We start from the raw sequence: 20,042 nt of genomic DNA, 5'->3' as shown, positions 1-20,042 counted from the left end.
ATTAATTTAACAATCTTTATCTCTAACAATTCCAAGATCAATTTTCCCAAACTTATCTATATCAATTATTCTAACTTTAATTCGCTGCCCTTCTTCTAACTTTGGAGGTCTAACTAATCCCGCATTACCCCTTATATTATCTGTACCACCACCAAACCTAGAATATCCATTGCCGTTTACAAATCTTCCAGAACCATACTTGTTATCTCTGGATTTCAAGCGAGTGCTTAAAAATCCTTCCTTTGTAGGAGTAAGTTCAATAAAAGCTCCAAAACTATTAATCTTTTTAACAGTTCCTTCATAAATTTCACCTACCTTTGGCTCCCTTACAATGCTCTCTATTCTTTCTTTAGCTTTTTGCATCTTAAAATCATCATCACCGAAAAGAATAATTTTCCCATTTTGTTCAATCTGAACCTTAACTTCAAATTCATCTGTTATGGCCTTAACGGTTTTTCCGGTAGATCCTATTACAAGGGATATCTTGTCAATATCAATTTGAAGTTGAACAATTTTGGGAGCATACTTAGATATACCAACTCTTGAATCAGAAATTACAGTATTCATAATAGACAGTATATGTATCCTACCTATTCTTGCCTGCTCAAGAGCATCTCTCATTAAATGTTTAGTAACATTTTCAATCTTAATATCCATTTGAAATCCAGTAATTCCATTTTTTGTACCAGCTACTTTAAAGTCCATATCACCTAAATGATCTTCTTCTCCAAGAATATCACTTAAAACTACATATTGATCCCCTTCACTAATAAGACCCATAGCTATTCCTGCGACTTGTCTTTTAACAGGAACCCCTGCAGACATTAAAGACATGCTACCGGCGCAAACAGTAGCCATTGAAGAAGATCCGTTAGACTCCAAAATCTCAGAAACTACCCTAATAGTATATGGAAAATCGTTTTTTCCAGGGACCATTGATTCTAAAGACCTTTGAGCTAAATGACCATGTCCAATCTCACGCCTACCAGTCATAAGCCTGCCAGTCTCTCCAACTGAAAATGGGGGGAAGTTGTAATGAAGCATAAAATTAAGACGCTTATCACCATCAATATCATCCATTATTTGCTCATCAATGCTTGTACCAAGAGTAGTCACTGCTAAAGCTTGTGTCTCTCCTCTTGTAAAAAGCGCAGATCCATGTGTTCTATTTAAAATATCAACTTCAGCAATAATATCTCTTATCTCATTAGGAGCTCGACCGTCTGTCCTAATCTTATCGTTAAGAATAGAATTTCTAACAATCTCCTTTTCAAAATCATCAAAAGCTTTATGAAAAAGAGATTCATTGCTCTCCGTTAGCTTATCAAGAGAAGAAAAATGGTCATGAGATTTATTTCGCAGCAATGTTATAGCTTTATCTCTATTAAGCTTCCCTTTAACAAAACAGGCTTCTTTAAGCTCAGCATAAATAAAATCCCTAAGCTCCTCTTTAAATTCAAATATTTTTTCTTCAAAAGCTAAAGGAAGTTTTTCCTTCTTGCCTACAATATCTAAAAATTCTTTTTGAGCATTGCAAATTTGCTTAATATATTCATGTGCACCATCTATTGCTGCTAGTAAAATATCCTCACTAACTTCATTAGCACCACCTTCTACCATTGTAATTCCATTCAAACTCCCTGCAACAACAATATCAAGATCAGAATCATGAATCTCTTCAAAAGAAGGGTTTACTATAAACTTGCCATCCAAATAAACCATTCTAACAGCTGCAATTGGACCATTAAACGGAATGTCTGACAAAAAAACTGCCGTAAAAGCAGCATTCATCCCAACAATATCAGGAGGATTAAGCTGATCTGTAGCTAAAGTAGTAGGAATTACTTGAATTTCTCGACCAAATCTTTTATCAAAAAGAGGTCTCATTGGCCTATCTATTAACCTAGAAACAAGTATTTCTTTATCCTTTGGCTTTCCTTCTCTTTTAATAAATCCCCCTGGAATCTTGCCAGCCGCATAATATTTCTCATTATACTCAACAGAAAGAGGAACAAAATCTAAATCTTCTCTTACATTGCTTGAACAACAAACAGTCGCAAGAACCGAAGATCCTCCATAAGTTGCAAGAACAGATCCATTAGCCTGCTTAGCCATAAATCCCGTTTCAAAAACTAACTCGTCTCTACCTATTTTCAACTTTAATATTTTCCTCAAAATTTAACCTCTTTTTATTTTCTAAGACCAAGTTTAGATATCAACATTCTATAAGCTTCTAAATCTTTTTTTTGGTAATAACGCAACAAACTTCGTCTTTGCCCTACCAACTTTAACAAGCCCCTTTTTGAACTATGGTCTTTTTTATTTGTCTTTAAATGTTCAGTTAAATACTTTATTCTACCTGTAATAAGTGCAATTTGAACACCAACAGAACCAGTATCGCTTTCATTTTTCCCAAATTCAGAAACTATTTTTTGTTTTTGCTTTTTATCTATCATAAAGCAACTCCTATACCATTATAGCAAAGCTCTAAAAAACCTCTTGCTATAATTTAAACTAACTACTAAGATAGATTATAATATTTTTTATTAAAAATCACAAAAACCACAAAAACAATTTACTCTTTTTATATTTTATCTTTAATAATAAATTATTAAAATGTTTAAAAAATAAATATAAAACTAAAACATAATAACATATTTATATTTATTTAAACCTATTCCTTGAATAACCGATAATATTTCCCCTTCTCTAGATTTTAAAACCTTAAATTCATTAATATTAATTTGAATTTCAATGTAACCCCCGTTTCTAACAAGATTTATCTTGCTAGAATCAATGTAAACTTTTTCAAAAAAGTTTAAAGATTCTAGAGTAATCAAGGAAGCTTTACTTAAATTTTCACACAATGTAGAATCTTTTAAGCGAAACATGCCTACCTTAGTTCTTTTTAAATTACTAACATAAGCACAAGAATTTAAAGAACAAGACAAATCTCTTGCAATACTCCTAATATAAGTACCTTTTGAACAGTTAATTTTTAAACTAAGCAAAGAAGAGCTAAAATCATAACTTAATATTTGAATATCATAAACATTTACTCTTCGTTTTTTGATTTCAAAATATTTTCCATTTAAAGCAAGTTTATAAGCCCTACTACCATCAATATGAACAGAAGAAAATCTAGGGGGACTTTGATAAATCTCTCCAACAAAATCTTTAAGCTTTAAAGCTATATCCTCTAAATTAGGAATATAATCTGTTTTACGAACTATCCTTCCATTTGGATCAAGAGTATCTGTTTCTAATCCAAATCTAAAGTCTGCTACATACTCTTTATCTAAAGAAGTAAAATAGCTTGAAAGCTTTGTATATTTTCCTATAAGAACAATCAAAATTCCACTTGCAAACTTATCAAGCGTACCAGCATGCCCAACACGATTTGTATTAAAATATTTTTTTATAGGGGAAAGAGTTTTAAAAGAAGTTTTACCTTGTTCTTTATTAATCAAAAGGAATCCATTTTTCAAATTTAATTCTCTCTTGTAGTATTTAATCCTTCAATTATCTTATTAACATAAAATGATTTAGAAAGAGAATCATCCTTAACAAATAATAATTTAGGAGTACTTCTAACTTTAATTCGCTTAACAATTTCACCTTGAATAAATCCCTTAGCATTATTTAAAGCTTTAACTGCATTGTCTAAAGAAGCACCTTCCTTGATTGAACCTATAAACACCTTAGCATTTATTAAATCTTTTGAAAATTCTACTTTAACCACAGTTAAAAATAAATGAATTCTGGGATCTTTAATTCCCCTACTTACTATTAAATTTCCAATTTCTTGAGCAATTAAACTCTCAAGTTTGAACTTTTTTATATCCTTATACATAAACACATATAAATAAAACACTGCTAAGTTTTAAAAGATTTTTTTACCTTTTTTATCTCAAATGCTTCAATTATATCTCCTTCTTTAATATTAGCATAGTTATCAATCATAACACCACACTCATATTGCTCAGCAACTTCTTTAACGTCATCTTTAAATCGTTTTAAAGATGATATTTTACCAGAATGAATTTGTAAACCATCTCTCATCACATTAGTAATCGCATCTCGTTTTATTACCCCCCTAGAAACATAGCAACCAGCTATTACCCCAACTTTAGGGACATTGATTACAGCCCTCACTTCAGCAAAGCCAATAAACTGCTGCTCAACATCTGGCTCAAGCATTCCCTCAAGAACTGATTTAACATCGCTTATAACATCATAAATAACATTATACTTTCTAATCTCAACTTTTTCCTGATCTGCAAATACCTGAGCTTTTGCAGTGGGTCTTACATGGAATCCAATAACAATAGCATCACTTGCTGAAGCAAAGCTAATATCTGTTTCAGTTATTACACCTACTGATGAGTGCACAACTCTTACTCGAACCTCATCATTTGTTAATTTTTCAAGAGAATTCTTTAAAGCTTCAACTGAACCTTGAACATCTGCTTTTAAAATTATTTTAAGCTCTTTAAGCGTTCCTTCTTTTATTGAATCATAAAGATTTAACATGGTAACTTTCTTTACATTTTTAGAAGATTCATATTTTTTAAGATCTTGTCTTTTAGAACTAATCAATTTTGCTTCTTTTTCAGTTTTAGTCACTTGAAAAGGATCTCCGGCCTGAGGCATTGAAGAAAATCCTAAAACACTAATAGCCTTAGCGGGTCCAACGCTCTTAACAGAAGCGCCCTTGTCACTAATTAATGCCTTAACTTTGCCATAGCACGCTCCACCCACAAAAGAATCTCCCACATAAAGAGTTCCATCCTCAATAATAACAGAACAAACTATTCCCCGTCCCAAATCAATCTTTGCATCAAGCACTTTCCCAATCGCTCTTTTAGATGGGTTTGCCTTTAATAACATCATATCTGACTGCAAAAGAATCATATCAAGAAGGTCAGAAATTCCTATATTTTTAAGAGCAGAAATCAATACAAAAATAGTGTCTCCTCCCCAATCCTCAGGTATCAAGTTATATTCTGAAAGCTGATGTTTAATCTTATCAGGATTTGAATCTGGCAAATCAATCTTATTTATAGCAACAATAATCGGAACATTTGCTTCTTTTGCATGATTAATAGCCTCAATAGTTTGAGGCATAACACCATCAATTGCCGACACAACAAGAACAACAATATCTGTAACTTGAGCTCCACGACTTCTCATCACGGTAAAAGCTTCATGACCAGGAGTATCTAAAAATGTTATTTCCCTGCCATTGTAAACAATAGTATAGGCTCCAATATGTTGAGTAATACCCCCGGATTCTGTTTGATTTATATCTACATTTTGAAGCACAGAAAGTAGCCTGGTTTTACCATGGTCAACATGCCCCATTATTGTAATAACAGGTGGTTTTTCAATTCTTTTGCTTTGATCTTCAACTTCTTCTTCTATAACCGTTTCATCATAAATAGAAACAACATTAACTTTTGAACCATATTCTTCAACCAAAATAGTTGCTGTATCAGAATCTATCTTTTCATTAATAGTCACCATTACACCCAAACCCATTAATTTAGCAATCAAATCAGAAGATTTTAAATTCATCTTTCTTGCAAGATCAGAAACAGTAATACTGCCCATAATATCAATTGATTTTGGAATGGGATTAGCCAAATTATCTCTTTTCTTTTTTTGAAGTTGTTCAAAAACCTTTTGTTCAATTGTTTTGCTTTCAGTTTCTGCTTTTTTCCTCTTATAGCTTTTTTGACTTTCTTGTTGTTGTTTTTTCTTCTCACCAAGCTTACGATTTAACTCTTTGCTATTCTCAGAATCTGCTGAAGATGGACTGTTAACAATAGAGGAAACTTTGGGTTTTATAACTCTTCTAAAAGACATGGAAGTAGTATTTTTATTCTGAAAGCTATTTTTAGCAACATATGTTTTCTTTGCAAAACCTTGATATTGAGAAGCTAAAGCATCTCTGTTTTGCGCATATCCGCCAGCTCTATTTCCCCTGCTTTGCAAATATCCACCGGTTCTATTATCTCTGTTTTGTAAATATCCACCGGTTCTATTATCTCTGTTTTGTAAATATCCACCGGTTCTATTATCTCTGTTTTGTGAATATCCACCAGTTCTGTTATCTCTGTTTTGCGAATATCCACCAGTTCTGTTATCTCTGTTTTGTGAATATCCACCAGTTCTGTTATCTCTGTTTTGCGAATATCCACCAGTTCTGTTATCTCTGTTTTGTGAATATCCACCAGCTCTATTGTCTCTATCTTGTGAATATTCAGCTTTGTTGTTGTGCTTATGCAAATCAATAGAACTATTTGAATTATTTTTGCTGCCCAAATCGCTATGTGTTACAATTTTTACCACCTTCTTTTTTAATTTAATAATCTTAATTTTTTTACCATCTTCATTTTTAATATCATCAATATTTTTCGGCAAACCTACTCCTCCTCAAACTCAAAACTAAGCCCTATTTTACAACCCGGACAGGAGGTCATATTTTCATTAATAACAGCGCCACATTCAGGACAAAGAAGCTCTTCTTCTTCTATCTTTTCCGTAGACTCACTATTGTCATTAGCAATTATTATCATTCCCTCTTTTAATATTTTGTTAATTTCTTCTTGTTTTTCATAACTGACTCCAAGATTAAAAAGAACCCCTTCATCTGCTTGCAAAAAATTGTTAATATCATTAAGTCCCTCTTTTGATAAATTAGAAATCACAGAAGAATCGAGCAATTTAAGATCACTTATTTTGTTGATTTCCTCAAATTGTTCTTCTTCAGCAACATCTTGCATGACTTTATCAAACATCTCAAGTGTTTCTTGCTTAAACTCTGAATTAGCTTTCATTTCTGCAAATTGACTGCTGGTTTTAACATCAATAGCCCAGTCAAGAAGTCTATTAGCAAGTCTAACATTTTGACCCATCTTACCTATGGCAAGGGAAAGTTGATCATCGCTAACAACTACTAAAGCTTTATGCAAATCCTCATCAAGGATATAAACATGATCTATTTTTGAAGGAGTTAAAGAATCTTTTATGAATTCTTTAATGTCTTTGCTATAAGGAATAATATCTATTTTTTCTCCTTCAAGTTCCTTAATTATAGATTGAATTCTGACTCCTTTTTGACCTATGCAAGGACCAACAGGATCAATCTCTTCTTTTTCAGAATAAACAGCTACTTTGATTCTGTAACCCGGATCACGCACTATTTTATGAATCTTAATAATGCCTTCTTCAATTTCAGGAATTTCAAGCGCTAAAAGCTCTTCAATAAATTTTGGATGGGTTCTAGAAAGAATAACCTCAATACCATTTTTTCCCTTTTTGACATTATAAACTAAAGCTCTAATCTTATCGTTAAGACTATAAACTTCTCTTGGAGACTGATACTTTTTAGGGATTATACCATCCGTATTGCCAAGATTAACATAAAGATCCCCATTTCTATTTTGTTGAACATATCCAATAACAACTTTATTTAATTTGTTTTTAAATTCCGACAAAATCTCATTATCTTCAATTCCTTGCAAATCATTTTTGGTTCTTTGTTTTGCAACCTGAATAGAAAGTCTATCAAAAACTTTAGGATTAATTTCAATATAAGCATAATCACCTTCTACAATATTTTCCTTTGAGATATCTTTTGCTAATATTTCAAGCAAAGAATCTTTTACATCCTCTACAATTTTCTTTTTTGCATAAACTACCAAATCTCCAGTATTATCATCAAACTGAACAAAAGCATTCTCATTGCTTCCAAAATACTTTTTATAAGCTATCAATACCGATTCTTTGATTGTCTTTCTAATAGAATCCACACTCATGCCACGATCATTTGCAATACTTACAATCATATGTCCCGTGCCCTTTATCATCCAAATCTCCTCCTTAAACTAATCTGGCCTTCTTAACATCACTATAAAAAACATCTATTTCTTTGCTATCTGTTTTAAAAATAAAACTTTTTGATTTCGATTCCAATATTAAACCCTCTTCAAATTCATTATCTAGCATTAATTTAATTTTTTTACCTTCAAAAATTTGAAACTCTCTGTCACTTTTTATTTTTCTATCTATCCCTGGAGTGGAAAGTTCCAAAGTAAAACTATATTTAAGACTCGCTTCCAAAACTAATAAAATTATCTTATGCAAATCAGCTAGTAAATCAATACCTAAAGAAAAATTTTTACTATAAAGAACTATTTGAATTTTCCCACTATTTTTATTTCTAAAGATATTAACTTCTAATATTTCAACATTTAAACGTTCTGTTAAATTTTTTATCAAATTATAAACTTCATTGTTTTTATCAAAACATTTAATCAACTATATTCCTAAAAATAATAAGGTTCTTCTTAAAGAACCTTATTAAATACATAACTAAACCTTATCTCAAGGTTACCACTTAGAAAAAATAATGTCAACATTAAACCAAATTGTAAGATTTAGCCAACGAAAACTTTATAACCTTACAAGCTCCAAATTGCATAATAAGCTCTTCACAAATACAAATAGATGTTCCTATAGTAATAATATCATCAAGCAAAACAACCTTTTTAAATTGAAAATTTTTATACTTTGATCTTAATTTAATTTTATTTTCAAGATTTTCAAATCTAAGATTTCCTTTCATTAGTTTTTGACTTTTACCATACTTTCTTGAAAAAATATTTATGTAATTAAATCCAAAACGCCTTAATAAAATACCAATATATTCCATATGATCAAAACCATAAAACAATTTTCTTTTAAAGCTACAAGGAATAGTTACTATTTGATCAAAATCAATATTGATTAAACATTTAGCAATTTCACTTGCCAAAAATCTACCAATTGACTTTTGCCCATCTCTCTTATAAGATGAAATTAAAGATTTATAATGCTTTTTATATTCAAAAAAATAAATTAAATCCATTAAATTTAATTTTAAAATTAAAAAGTGACTTACATTGATCACAAAGAGCATTAGAAGTCACATTATCTTTTCTCACAAAAAATATAAAAAGGTAAAAATATGCTTTTTAATACGTTTAAATAATTCATACTAGCTGGACTGAGAACCAACTTTTAAAATAATTTGATTTAACAGCTCCATTGATTGAAAAGGAGTAATATTATTGATATTTATATTAGAAATAAAATTTTTTAACTCTAAATACTCATTTATTCCATTTAATTTAACATTATCATCGATGCTACTTTCCAAGATTTCTTTATCACAACTATCAGAAGAAATATAGGGAAAAAATTCTAAACAAGAGTTACTCTTTTGATTTAATAAGCTTTCTAAAATAACACTAGCTCTATCTATTACCTTTAAAGGAAGTCCCGCTATGCGAGCAACGTAAATCCCGTAAGAATTAAGAGACGGTTTTTCTTCAACTTCTCTTAAGAAAACAAGATCATTGCCTTGCTTTTCAATCTTCATTGAAAGATTAATAAAAGCCTCATGATTAATAGAAGAAAGCTCATGAAAATGTGTTGCAAACAAACTTCTAGCTTTAATATATTCTAAAATATATTCTATAATAGAGTAAGCAATAGCAAGCCCATCATTTGTACTAGTACCTCTTCCAACCTCATCCATAATTATCAAACTCTTTTCTGTTGCATTTCTTAAAATATTAGCTGTTTCGTTCATTTCAACCAAAAAAGTAGATTCCCCTTTTGCAATATTATCACTTGCTCCAATTCTGCAAAAAATTTTATCTGTAATACCTATTACAGCTTTAGAGGCTGGAACAAAAGAACCTATATGTGCCATTAAAGTAATTAAAGCCACCTGACGCAAATAAGTTGACTTACCTGCCATATTTGGGCCAGTAATTAAACCAAAATACCTTTCTTTATTAATTCTTACAAAATTTTCAGTAAACATTTCAGTATTTTTAACATAACGCTCAACAACAGGATGCCGAGACTGGTCAAGAAAAATTTCTTTACCGGATGTTAAAATAGGTCTTTTATATTCATTTTTTTTAGCTAAATAACCAAAATTAACAACTAAATCAATATATGCAAAAAATTCTGCAACCTTCTTAAGCACCTTATTATGCTTAACAACATTTGATGCTATTTTATCAAAAATTTCTTGCTCAAAAGTAGCTAAATTGTCTTCAGCATTATTAATCTCCATTTCAAGAGAAATAAGCTTTTCTGTTTTATATCTTTTTGAAGAATTTAAAGTTTGACTTTCTTTAAAATGAGATGGCACTTGAGCATAATTACTCTTTGTAACTTCAAAGAATAATCCTCTATTATTAGTTTTCCTAATCTTTAAATTATTAATTTTGCTAAGCAGTTTCTCTGATTCAAGATATTCGTCAATATATTTACTTGCATTAAGCTTTAAATCTTTTAAACTATCAAGCTTTAAATCGTACCCTCTTTTAATAAGCTCATCAGATGCACTTGAAATTGCACTATTTATTAAAAAATAAACTTTAGAAATGCTATCCTCTTCAAACTTATCAAAATTCCAATAATCAAAATTATGCTTATCAAATAGCTTTTTGACCAAAAAAAACGAAGAAAGGGCTTTTTCAATAAATAAAAAATCTTTTTTAATATATCTTTTCATCTGAATCCTAGATACTATTCTCTCAATATCCCATATATTAATAAAAGTTTCTCTTAAAGTCACAGTTAAGCCAATATTTTTACAAAAAAATTCAACATGATCTAATCTAGTATTAATCTCAGGAATATTTAAAATTGGATTTAAAATAAATTCTCTTAAAAGTCTTTTTCCCATTGCAGTTTTGCAATCATTTAACACAGAATATAATGAATATTGAGAAGAAAAATCATTGTTATTCTTTACAAGTTCAAGATTCACTTGAGTTACGTCATCAAGAAACATGTACGAAGAATCGTTATTAATATCTATTTTATCAATATTGATTAATAAATTTTTCAAATTATTTTTTATATGATTTATAATAAGAAAAATTGAAATGTAGTAGGGTTTCTCCTCATCAAATCCAAGAGAACTTAATCTAAGTATGTTAAAATGCTCCTTTATTGTTTTTATTGCAATATCTTTATCAAGATGCCAGGTGGGAATTTTGTTGATTAAAAAACGATTAAGATTAAGCTTCTCTAGGTATTCATAATAAAAGTTTTCAGAAACTATTATTTCTTTAGGAGAGTATTTCTCAAGATCCCTTTTAAGCTTTTCAAAAAAGCTATTCTCATAAAATATTATTCCAAGACTAGAAGTAGATAAATCTATATAAGAAAACGAATAATAATTTTTATAATCACTAATGGCAACTAAATAGTTATTAACATCGTCATTTAAAAAATCTTCATCAATAATAACACCTGGGGTTATTACCTCAACAACCTCTCTTTCTAAAGGTCCCCCAGAAGTAAGATTGGAAGCCTGCTCACAAATTGCAACCTTTTTATCAAATAAAATTAATTTTCTTATATATTCCTTACTAGCATGATAAGGCACTCCACACATTGGGACATTTTCTCTTTTTGTCAATGTTAAATTAAGAAGTTTGCTAGCCTCAATTGCATCATCAAAAAACATTTCATAAAAACTTCCTACTCTGAAAAAAAGAATGGCATCTTTATACTTTTTCTTAATATCTAAGTACTGCCTCATCATTGGAGTAACATTTTTTTCCATATGCTTCCTAAATAACATTGAATTATCATTGATATTATAAAATAAATATAATTCAATTAAAAAGAAAGAATGTAAAATAAAAAAGCCTTTAAAAACAATATTTTTATGCAATTTAGTTATTAGCAAGCTCACTTTTTAAAATTCAATGTACTTTTAAACTTATTTTAAAATAGAATAGTATTTAGATTTGCATTCAATCTAATTAAATAATTGCAAATTAAAAAAAGAAAACAGAGCCTTAAAAGATAAGTCTTAAGGATTTTTATTATCCTTTTCCAAAAGATGCTTAATAACACTGTCTGTTATATCAACAGTGCTATTATGGTAAAGAATATACGGATTATTTTTTTTCATAATCAAAGAAAACCCATTAATCTCTGCAACATATTGAATACCGCCAAGTATTTTGCTTAAAGATTCACTATTATTATTTAAACTATTGATATTAGCTAATCTTTGCTGTTCTAAATTATTCTTTGCTAAACTAGAAACTCTTTTTAGCTCATCAACTTTTAAATTATATTGGTTCCCAAAAGATCTTGCGCTGTCTAAATCGTTATCAGCAATCGATCTATCATACATTTGCTTTAAATTTTTAAGCTCTAAATTTAATGTATTTATTTGTTCTTGATACCGATTTTTTATTTGATCAATACTAGCCTTCAATTGAGGATTTAAAACTTCAATTACAATTCTATCAAAATCAACAATACCTATTTTAACAACATCTATTGAAAAAGCATTAAAAGACAATAAAAAAAACAATGGTAAAATCAAAAAAAACACAAATTTCTCCATAGCATTATATTAGTATCTCATTTCAATTCCTAAGAAAAATTTAAATCCAGAAAAATATTTGTAATAACTATTAACTTTGTCATTGTCAAAATAAAAAGGATAAGCTATTACAAAAGACAGTGGTAGCTGAGGCAAAAGACTTCTAATTCCAGTTCCCCAACTAAAAGCAAAGCTACTAAAAGGCCTAAACAAAGAATTTTCTTGGCCCTCTAAAGAATAGGAAGCAAAATCTAAGAAAAAAACATCCCAAACTAAAATATTTTTTAACAAAGGAATAGATATTTGCACAGTATTTACAAAGGAACTGTAAATATTTTTCAAAATCCCCCAGCCTCTAGCCTGCATAAAATTTTCACTAAGAACTATGTGATGATGAGGTTGAATTTCTATTTCAAAACCATTACCAAGAGGAGGCAATATATTTGAATATACGCTCCTTAAGGTCAAAATAATATCAAAATAAGGAGTAAACACATCCTCATACCCTAAGAGAGAAAAATACCTCTCAAAGGTTGTAGCAGATTTAATAAAATGGCTCTGGCCAAATAAAAATCCACCGAAAAAATCAAACTGCTGCTTAAGTAAAAATCCATTATTAGACAAAGAAGTTGAATTCCTTGTATCCCAAGCCGCACTCAAACTAAGAGAATTTTCAAATCTAAAAGTTTTGTAATTATCTCTTAAATAATAATTTGAAGGCCTGTTAACATCGTTATCATAAAAAACATATTTTAAAGAAGTTTGCAAAGTACCAAGAAGAGTTTGCTTGCCAAGATAATTAGAAAAAGTATATCCTGTAAACGCTCCAAAACTAAGCTTAAGTAAAGAATAATTCATGGCATTAAAATCAGAAAAGCTTTTAACATCTCGATATTCTTCCCAGCTTGTAAATGGATCAGGAACTTCCCTTTTGCCTGAGAAAATGGGTCCATTAATATCTTGATAAGCAGTATTAACAGAATGTGAAAAATCTATAAATCCCCCCACAGTCCATCTTTTCTGGAAAAACCAATTATCTCTAAATGTCAAACTAAGACTTTGCTCTAAAAAAGACAGATTCAATCTTGCAGCAAAATAGTAGCCTAAGTTTAAAAAATTAGAAAGCTCCCATTGTCCAAATACTGAGAATGGAAACGAAGAATTTGAATTGCCTCCAAAATTCATACCAAACCCAAAATTACTTGTTGCTCGCTCCTCAATGTTTAAATTTATTTTCATAAGCCCTTCTGTATTACTTGGAACAATATCGGGAGTTACATTTGAAAAATAACCAAGCTGCTGTAAATTCACCATACCCATTTTAAACTTATCCAAACTAAAAACATCTCCCTCTTGAAGGGGTATTTCCCTAAGTATTACATGAGTAGCTGTATTTTTATTTTTAGAAACAGTAATAGACTCAATATGAGCCTTATCCTTTTCTAAAATTTTAATTGAAGAATCGACAAACTCTCCTCTTATCTTTTTTGAAGGAATAATTTCTGTAAAAATATACCCTTCTTTAAAATAACTTTCCCTAATCTTGGCAAAATCTTGCTCAAATTTAGAATCATTATAAATATCACCTTCCTTAAAGGTAATAAAACTTTTTAATTCTTCTAAACTAAAAACCGAATTACCGAAAATTTCAAGCTTTCCAAATTTAAAAACATTGCCTTCTGAAATAAAATATTTCAAAAAAACTTCCTTTTCCATCTTTTTAGAATCTTTAAGAGAATCTTTAATATCAACAGTGTTATTGATAATCTTAATATCAATATATCCATTATTTTTATAAAAAGACTCCAATTGGCGCTTGTCCTTATCAATATTGCTTTTCAAATATTTACCATCTGAAAAAAGGGATACTACTCTTGATGCTAAAGATTTTCTCAAAGTGCTACTTTTAAAGCTTAAATTTCCTTCAAAGCCAATCCCTTTAATAACATATTTGGGTCCGGCTACTATATTAAAAATAATATCAACCAAATTTTTTTCTTCTTTGATTTCAAAGTTTACAGAAACTTCAAGATATCCCATGTCTTTATACATCTCTTCAAGCTTGCTAAGCCCTTTGTTAACACTTGCAAGATTTAAAGGTTCATTAACCTTAATATTTACCTTCTCAACAAGTTCGCTATTCCAAAAAACTCTACTGCTATCAGAAAAAACAACAGAATTAACCAAAGATTTTTCTTTTACAATAAATGTAATAAAAAGCTCCTCACCATCTATTTTGAACATTGGCTTAATAAGTCCGGAAAAATAATCAAGAGAATAAAGATCAATTTGCAATTTATCAAAAATTTCATTAGAATATGCCGCGCCAATATAAGGTTTCAAAATATTAACAAAATCTCTCTCTTTCTTATTCTTAAGTCCTTCAAAATTAATACCCTTTATTATTTTCCCCTTATAATTTTCAACTTGACCAAAACTAAAAACAGTAAAAAACATTAAAAAACTTACAAAAAACAAACTTCTGATTGAACCCATCTTAACCCCTTAACAATTTAATATTTAAATTTCCAAGAAATGCCTATATTATTTCCTATCCCATCTAAACCCTTTTTCATAAAATTGTAATCAAACTCATAATTAACCAAAAAAAATGGAGAATCAAACTCAATACCCAAATTAATAACAAAATTTAAATCTTTTGAAAAAGGAGTCATTTGTTCTTTCAAAAAACCAAAACCCCCACTAATAAAAACACCTTCTACAAGATATTTACCTACTTTAACACTTGTATTGTCAAGAACATCTACAAAAGTAGGATTTCCAATTTTAAAAAAATTACTATTAATAGAATTCTTTAATATATCTGTCTTTATACTCAATAAATCTAAGTTTAATACAGAACGCATATAATCTTCAATGGGTTGAATTAAAAAATCAAGAGCAATGTCACTTACTATCCCAATCGCCATTTCAGCGGCATTGGTCCCCACTGAGCGCAATCCTCCTTCGGCACCCCCTATTGTTGAGCCTGAAAGCAAATATTTAATCTCCTGTTCAGTTCTAGAGGGGTAAGACATAAACTCAATTTTCCACAAACTTAAAGGGCTATCAATGCTTATTGTAACAAGCAGTTTATCATTTCTATCTTTAATGGTATTTGTAGCCTCTGCCTTTATCCATGGATCAAATTTAGTTCTGTTCTCATTAAAAGATATATAAGATCCACTTTTAAAGATAAATTTTTTATTATTATAATTAACAAAACCATTTGCAATATTTAAATCACCTTTAAGAATAAAATCATCTGTTTTTGTATCAGATTTTATTATAAGCTTATCTCCTCTTGAAATAGTAGCTTGTAAAAAAGAAATATTACTATCCGGCCAATGAAAAGTAACACCGCTGTCAAAATTTATTTCAAGATCAGTCAAAATATCAAAATCTAGAACATTAATATCAGCAGTTTTCGCTCTTTTTGCTTGCTTGAAGGGGTTTACCAATAAATTGACAATAGAGCTTTCAAGAGAATAAACCCAGGCATTTGCAATATTTAAAATCCCTTTGAACATAATTTCATCGGCATTCCCTTCGATTGAAAAATCGCCTAAAGCATAACCTGTAACGCTTAAGGCAATTTTATCAAACTTAACAGGAACTCCCGTTCTGCCAGTCACATTAATATCTATTTTGTAATAATCAATAATAGTATCACTTAAAAAATTTAAATTTAAACTAGTAGAAACAAAAATCTTAGAGTATCGATCTATATTAAACTCATTGCTAAAAATGATTTTATTATCCTGAATTTCAACTGGCATATCAAATATTTCTAAAGCTCTATCACCGCCAAACTTTCTAGAAGCTCTTAAATACTCAGTACTTATTGATCCTTTTTTAATATTTAAACTCCCATTAATATTGGGATCATATAAATCCCCATCAATATCAAATTCACCATTTAAAATAAGATCGTAAAGAATAAAATGATTATCAATATTAAATAAAAAATTTGAATCCAAAAAATCTTTAGTGATTGTTTTTGAATCAAATTTAATATCTCTAACATTTCCAATAATTTTATTTTTAATTATTTTGCCTGATGAATTAAAACTAAGAGGCAAATAATCTTTTAATATAAAATTATATTCTCCACTGCCATAATGATATAAAACATCAATAAGGTCATAATCAATTGAAGTCATATTGAATTTTTCAAAATCATTACTAAATTCAACTGTAAGATTAGATAAAGACTCATTTTTATATTTAATATCTCTAAATAAAAATTCTCCCTCTGTTTTAGTTTTCAAAACTCCAAATTGCTCTTCATCTCTACTTTCGAAATTCCTAAAATTTGCATTAAACTTATAAGAAAACAGATCGCTATTAAAAACCATATTAGATACACCTATAGAACTGCTTAAATCATATCTTAGACTACCAGTGAGAAACTCCCTTTTATTGCGCTTGACTTTTATATCATATATGTTAAGCTTATTGTCCAATAAGCTTAGATTTAGAGAAGCCTGCAAGGAAACACCAAGTAAAGTTAATTTATCGGACTCAATATATCCACTTAAAGAATAATTTTCAAAATTATCCTTCTTTAAATTTAATAAAAAATTACCATTAGCCTTTCCCTCCAAAAGAGATAAGGAGCTAAAATTATAAAAATCTAAATCTTGAAATTTAAGTAAAAAATAGCTTCCATGCTCATCTGAATTAACCCCTAAAAAATATCTCTCTGAATTTAAACTAGAAAATAAATTCAAACTTCCATTAAAATTATCTTTTAAATTAAATTGTCCATATCCTTGTAAATTTGAAAGTTTATTTACAAGCTTAACATCAGAAATATAAAATTTATCATATTCATAAGAGCCTTTAAACCCAAAATTAAAATTATAAGAAGGTATTTTAGAAACTTTTATTATATTCAACTTATCTATTTTAAATTGTAAATCGTCATTAATACCCAAATAATTCCCATGAAAATTTAAATTTATCAAAAGTTCAGAAGTTTTATTGTAAATCTTAAATCCATTAACATTAAGATTGTAAATTATTTTAGAATCAAAATAATTAAAATCTAATTTAATACCAAGAGGAGATTCCGCAATAATAAACTTATTTTTAAAATTAACATTAAAATTCAAAGGATAATTTTTATCCAAATAAGAAAAATTCGTACTAATATTAAATCCACCTTCAAATAGCTCAACAAACAAACTAGAATACAAATTATAATCATTGTACTGCAAATCAAAATTGTTTGATTTGTAAAAATTTTTTTCTCCACTCGCATCAAACATCAATTTGAAATTGTCTAACTTTGAAAATACTGTGAAACTGAATTTTTTTAATCTATTTTTATGATAATCAAATTTATTTAAATTAAAATCAGAAACTAAATTTAAATATTTGCCTGAAAATAAAGTCTTAGGAAAAAAATTTATTAAGTAAGAACTAGGAAGAACTTCTTTTAAAAAAAGCAAAGGAAACTCTTTAATCCCCAAATTAAAAAAAAATTCCTCATTATTAAGATCACCTTTTAAAGAAATTTGAGAATTTTTATTTTCTAAATAAACCAAATAGTCAACAAAAATTTTATCCTTTAAAAAATAAGTTTTGAAACTTAAATTTTGAAAACTAAGATTTCCAAAACTAAAATTATCAGACTTAACCGAAAAAATATTTTTATCTTTTTTAAAATCTAAATATCCATTTAGATCGTTAAAGTCTAAAATTTTTGCAGACTTAAAATTAAGGCGTCCTATTGGAAGCAAGTCTTTTAAAGAATAATAACCCTTATAGTTTACAACTCCCCTTTTAAGCTTTAAAAAAGCATTCTTAACACTTACAATGCTATCATCACCCTTGATCTCAAGTTGTAAACCTTGAACTTCCTTACCTATAGTATCTACATTTAAAGAAGAATCTATTATTCCTGCATATCTTAAATCTTTGCCATTTAAATCATAAGAAAATGCCAACTGACCATTTAAACTTATATCAAAATAATCTTTATAAACTTCAAAATCTTTGTTTAACTTAATCCAATCCAAAAGATTAACATTGAAAAATAAAGCATCTAATCTAATAAAACCATTAGCCTTATCATAACTTAAATTAAAATCAAAATTCTCTCTTCGTAAATTAAAAATTTTTAAATTTCCTTTTGAATAATTTATTTGAAATCCTTGCTCAAGCAAAGAGAAATAGCTTGTTTTAAATTCAAAAAAACTAAAATTAACATAACCATCCTCAAAGCCTTTTTTGAATTTTCCCTCAAAATAGAAAGTTGAATCTAAAATTCCATCATTAACTCTTTCAGACGGCAAATTAACTTCTAAAGTTTTAACGGTGTTAAAATCAACCACAGAGGTAAATAAAAAATCTTCATCTACGGTGTTTAAGGAAAAATTTTTAACCTTAAAATTTAAAAAACTATTATTTTCATTAAGCTTAATATTAATATTAATATTTTCTAAATTAATATTTAACCTATAAAGATAATTTAAAATTTTACTTAAAATCACATTTCCATTGTCGGAATAGACACCGCTAGTAATGCTGGGATTAAAATCATCAGATAAGCTAAAATCGTTTATATCAAAATTCAAGTTACTCCCTTTAACATAAACATTCAAAATAATATCTTCATCACCTAAAATTAATTTAAACAGATTTAAATCTACTCTAACAATGTCTATTAATATTTTACCTTTTCCATCCAAACTTAACTCTAAGCCGTTTATTTTAATGGATGATAAAAAATATGGTGAAATTTTATCATATTTAATCCTAAAGCCAAATTTTGATTCAAAATATTTTATAACAAAAAACTTTGCAAAATAAATTTGAACTTGAACAAATAGATTAATGGAAAAAATTACTAAAATAAAAACAAAAACCGGTAAAATCAACAATAAAAACGTCTTTTTTTTAAAAAACTTCAAATTCATACACTCATATATTGATAATTATTATTATATAATAATTATCAATAACCTAATTATTATCACCAAAAGAAAGGAATAAAAAATATTTGTGATTAAAATTTTAAGAAACTTTTATTGCATAGAAGGAATTGATGGAAGCGGAAAAACAAGCATTATAAACAAACTAAAAGTTCTTTGCAATAATGAATCAAAGTATTATTTCACAAAAGAACCATCAAGCGGAATAATTGGAGAAATGATAAAAGAACAATTAATGAATTTTAAAAATCCTTTAAAAAAATCTACATTTGCGTATCTTTATGCAGCAGATCGACACGATCATTTATATAAAAAGGGCGGAATACTAGAAATTCTAAAAACAAAATCTAAAAAAATAATAACTGATCGATATTTATTCTCATCAATCGCCTATCAAGGAAAATTGGGATATGAATTAAATAAAAATTTTCCATTGCCTGAGAAAGTATTCTTTATTGAAATAGGCCCAAACATAGCTTATGAAAGAATACAAAAACATAGAGCACAAAGTGATCTTTTTGAACTTGAAAAATACAAAACTTTTGAACACATTGCTCTAAAATATTTAGAAATATTTAAAAAACTAGAAAAAAAAATTAATGTGATTTATATTGACAATTCAACAAAAGATGATTTAGATAAAAATGCAAAAAAAATTTTTAATCTAATAAAATTCTAATATA

The 20,042-nt window shown here is 28.4% G+C and carries 12 protein-coding genes and 1 pseudogene; 1 reads left to right on the top strand and 12 read right to left on the bottom strand.

The features are described from left to right. Positions 1-6 precede the first annotated feature (6 nt). From pnp to DB723_RS04010, 12 genes and pseudogenes are all read right to left on the bottom strand, one after another. On the bottom strand, positions 7-2,175 hold the full coding sequence (gene pnp / locus DB723_RS04065) for a polyribonucleotide nucleotidyltransferase (protein WP_188093264.1): 2,169 nt from the start codon (positions 2,173-2,175) through the stop codon (positions 7-9). Between the two features lie 14 nt (positions 2,176-2,189). After that, positions 2,190-2,456, bottom strand: a complete 267-nt coding sequence (gene rpsO / locus DB723_RS04060) for a 30S ribosomal protein S15 (RefSeq protein WP_014024011.1) — start codon at positions 2,454-2,456, stop codon at positions 2,190-2,192. Between the two features lie 183 nt (positions 2,457-2,639). After that, complete coding sequence (gene truB / locus DB723_RS04055) at positions 2,640-3,488, bottom strand: tRNA pseudouridine(55) synthase TruB (RefSeq protein WP_151552796.1); 849 nt, start codon at positions 3,486-3,488, stop codon at positions 2,640-2,642. Positions 3,489-3,490: 2 nt separating this feature from the next. Further along, positions 3,491-3,853, bottom strand: a complete 363-nt coding sequence (gene rbfA / locus DB723_RS04050) for a 30S ribosome-binding factor RbfA (RefSeq protein ID WP_151552962.1) — start codon at positions 3,851-3,853, stop codon at positions 3,491-3,493. A gap of 23 nt (positions 3,854-3,876) precedes the next feature. Next, the gene (gene infB / locus DB723_RS04045; RefSeq protein ID WP_151552793.1) at positions 3,877-6,426 is read right to left on the bottom strand and encodes a translation initiation factor IF-2; all 2,550 of its coding nucleotides are present in this window, start codon (positions 6,424-6,426) and stop codon (positions 3,877-3,879) included. A gap of 2 nt (positions 6,427-6,428) precedes the next feature. Then, positions 6,429-7,874 (bottom strand): transcription termination factor NusA, encoded by a 1,446-nt coding sequence (nusA, locus tag DB723_RS04040; protein WP_151552790.1) that lies wholly within the window; start codon positions 7,872-7,874, stop codon positions 6,429-6,431. A gap of 13 nt (positions 7,875-7,887) precedes the next feature. Continuing rightward, complete coding sequence (gene rimP, locus DB723_RS04035) at positions 7,888-8,325, bottom strand: ribosome maturation factor RimP (RefSeq protein ID WP_151552788.1); 438 nt, start codon at positions 8,323-8,325, stop codon at positions 7,888-7,890. A 100-nt stretch (positions 8,326-8,425) separates the two neighbouring features. Beyond that, positions 8,426-9,042, bottom strand: a pseudogene (locus tag DB723_RS04030) (type I phosphoribosyltransferase). A gap of 1 nt (position 9,043) precedes the next feature. Beyond that, complete coding sequence (gene mutS / locus DB723_RS04025) at positions 9,044-11,641, bottom strand: DNA mismatch repair protein MutS (protein ID WP_151552786.1); 2,598 nt, start codon at positions 11,639-11,641, stop codon at positions 9,044-9,046. Positions 11,642-11,893: 252 nt separating this feature from the next. After that, positions 11,894-12,427, bottom strand: coding sequence for an OmpH family outer membrane protein (locus tag DB723_RS04020; protein WP_151552784.1), 534 nt, complete (start codon positions 12,425-12,427; stop codon positions 11,894-11,896). Positions 12,428-12,448: 21 nt separating this feature from the next. Beyond that, positions 12,449-14,914: an outer membrane protein assembly factor BamA gene (bamA, locus tag DB723_RS04015; protein WP_151552782.1), complete on the bottom strand. Its 2,466-nt coding sequence runs from the start codon at positions 14,912-14,914 to the stop codon at positions 12,449-12,451. A 17-nt stretch (positions 14,915-14,931) separates the two neighbouring features. Further along, positions 14,932-19,344 (bottom strand): translocation/assembly module TamB domain-containing protein, encoded by a 4,413-nt coding sequence (locus DB723_RS04010; protein ID WP_151552780.1) that lies wholly within the window; start codon positions 19,342-19,344, stop codon positions 14,932-14,934. Between the two features lie 85 nt (positions 19,345-19,429). Between DB723_RS04010 and tmk the strand changes: the two genes are divergently transcribed. After that, entirely contained in the window at positions 19,430-20,038 is a 609-nt protein-coding gene (gene tmk / locus DB723_RS04005) for a dTMP kinase (RefSeq protein WP_151552778.1), read from the top strand. The last annotated feature ends 4 nt before the right edge of the window (positions 20,039-20,042 follow it).

It is taken from the genome of Borrelia maritima, assembly GCF_008931845.1.
In the GTDB taxonomy this organism is placed as follows: domain Bacteria; phylum Spirochaetota; class Spirochaetia; order Borreliales; family Borreliaceae; genus Borreliella; species Borreliella maritima.
The sequence above is the reverse complement of the archived record's forward strand: the minus strand, read 5'-3'. Positions and strand labels throughout refer to the sequence as shown.

What these genes read in the sequence shown, in the direction of transcription:
- rpsO (WP_014024011.1), bottom strand. Translation starts at nt 2,456, where the DNA reads ATGATAGATAAAAAGCAAAAACAAAAAATAGTTTCTGAATTTGGGAAA.
- rbfA (WP_151552962.1), bottom strand. Translation starts at nt 3,853, where the DNA reads ATGTATAAGGATATAAAAAAGTTCAAACTTGAGAGTTTAATTGCTCAA.
- nusA (WP_151552790.1), bottom strand. Translation starts at nt 7,874, where the DNA reads ATGATAAAGGGCACGGGACATATGATTGTAAGTATTGCAAATGATCGT.
- mutS (WP_151552786.1), bottom strand. Translation starts at nt 11,641, where the DNA reads ATGGAAAAAAATGTTACTCCAATGATGAGGCAGTACTTAGATATTAAG.
- bamA (WP_151552782.1), bottom strand. Translation starts at nt 14,914, where the DNA reads ATGGGTTCAATCAGAAGTTTGTTTTTTGTAAGTTTTTTAATGTTTTTT.
- DB723_RS04010 (WP_151552780.1), bottom strand. Translation starts at nt 19,344, where the DNA reads ATGAATTTGAAGTTTTTTAAAAAAAAGACGTTTTTATTGTTGATTTTA.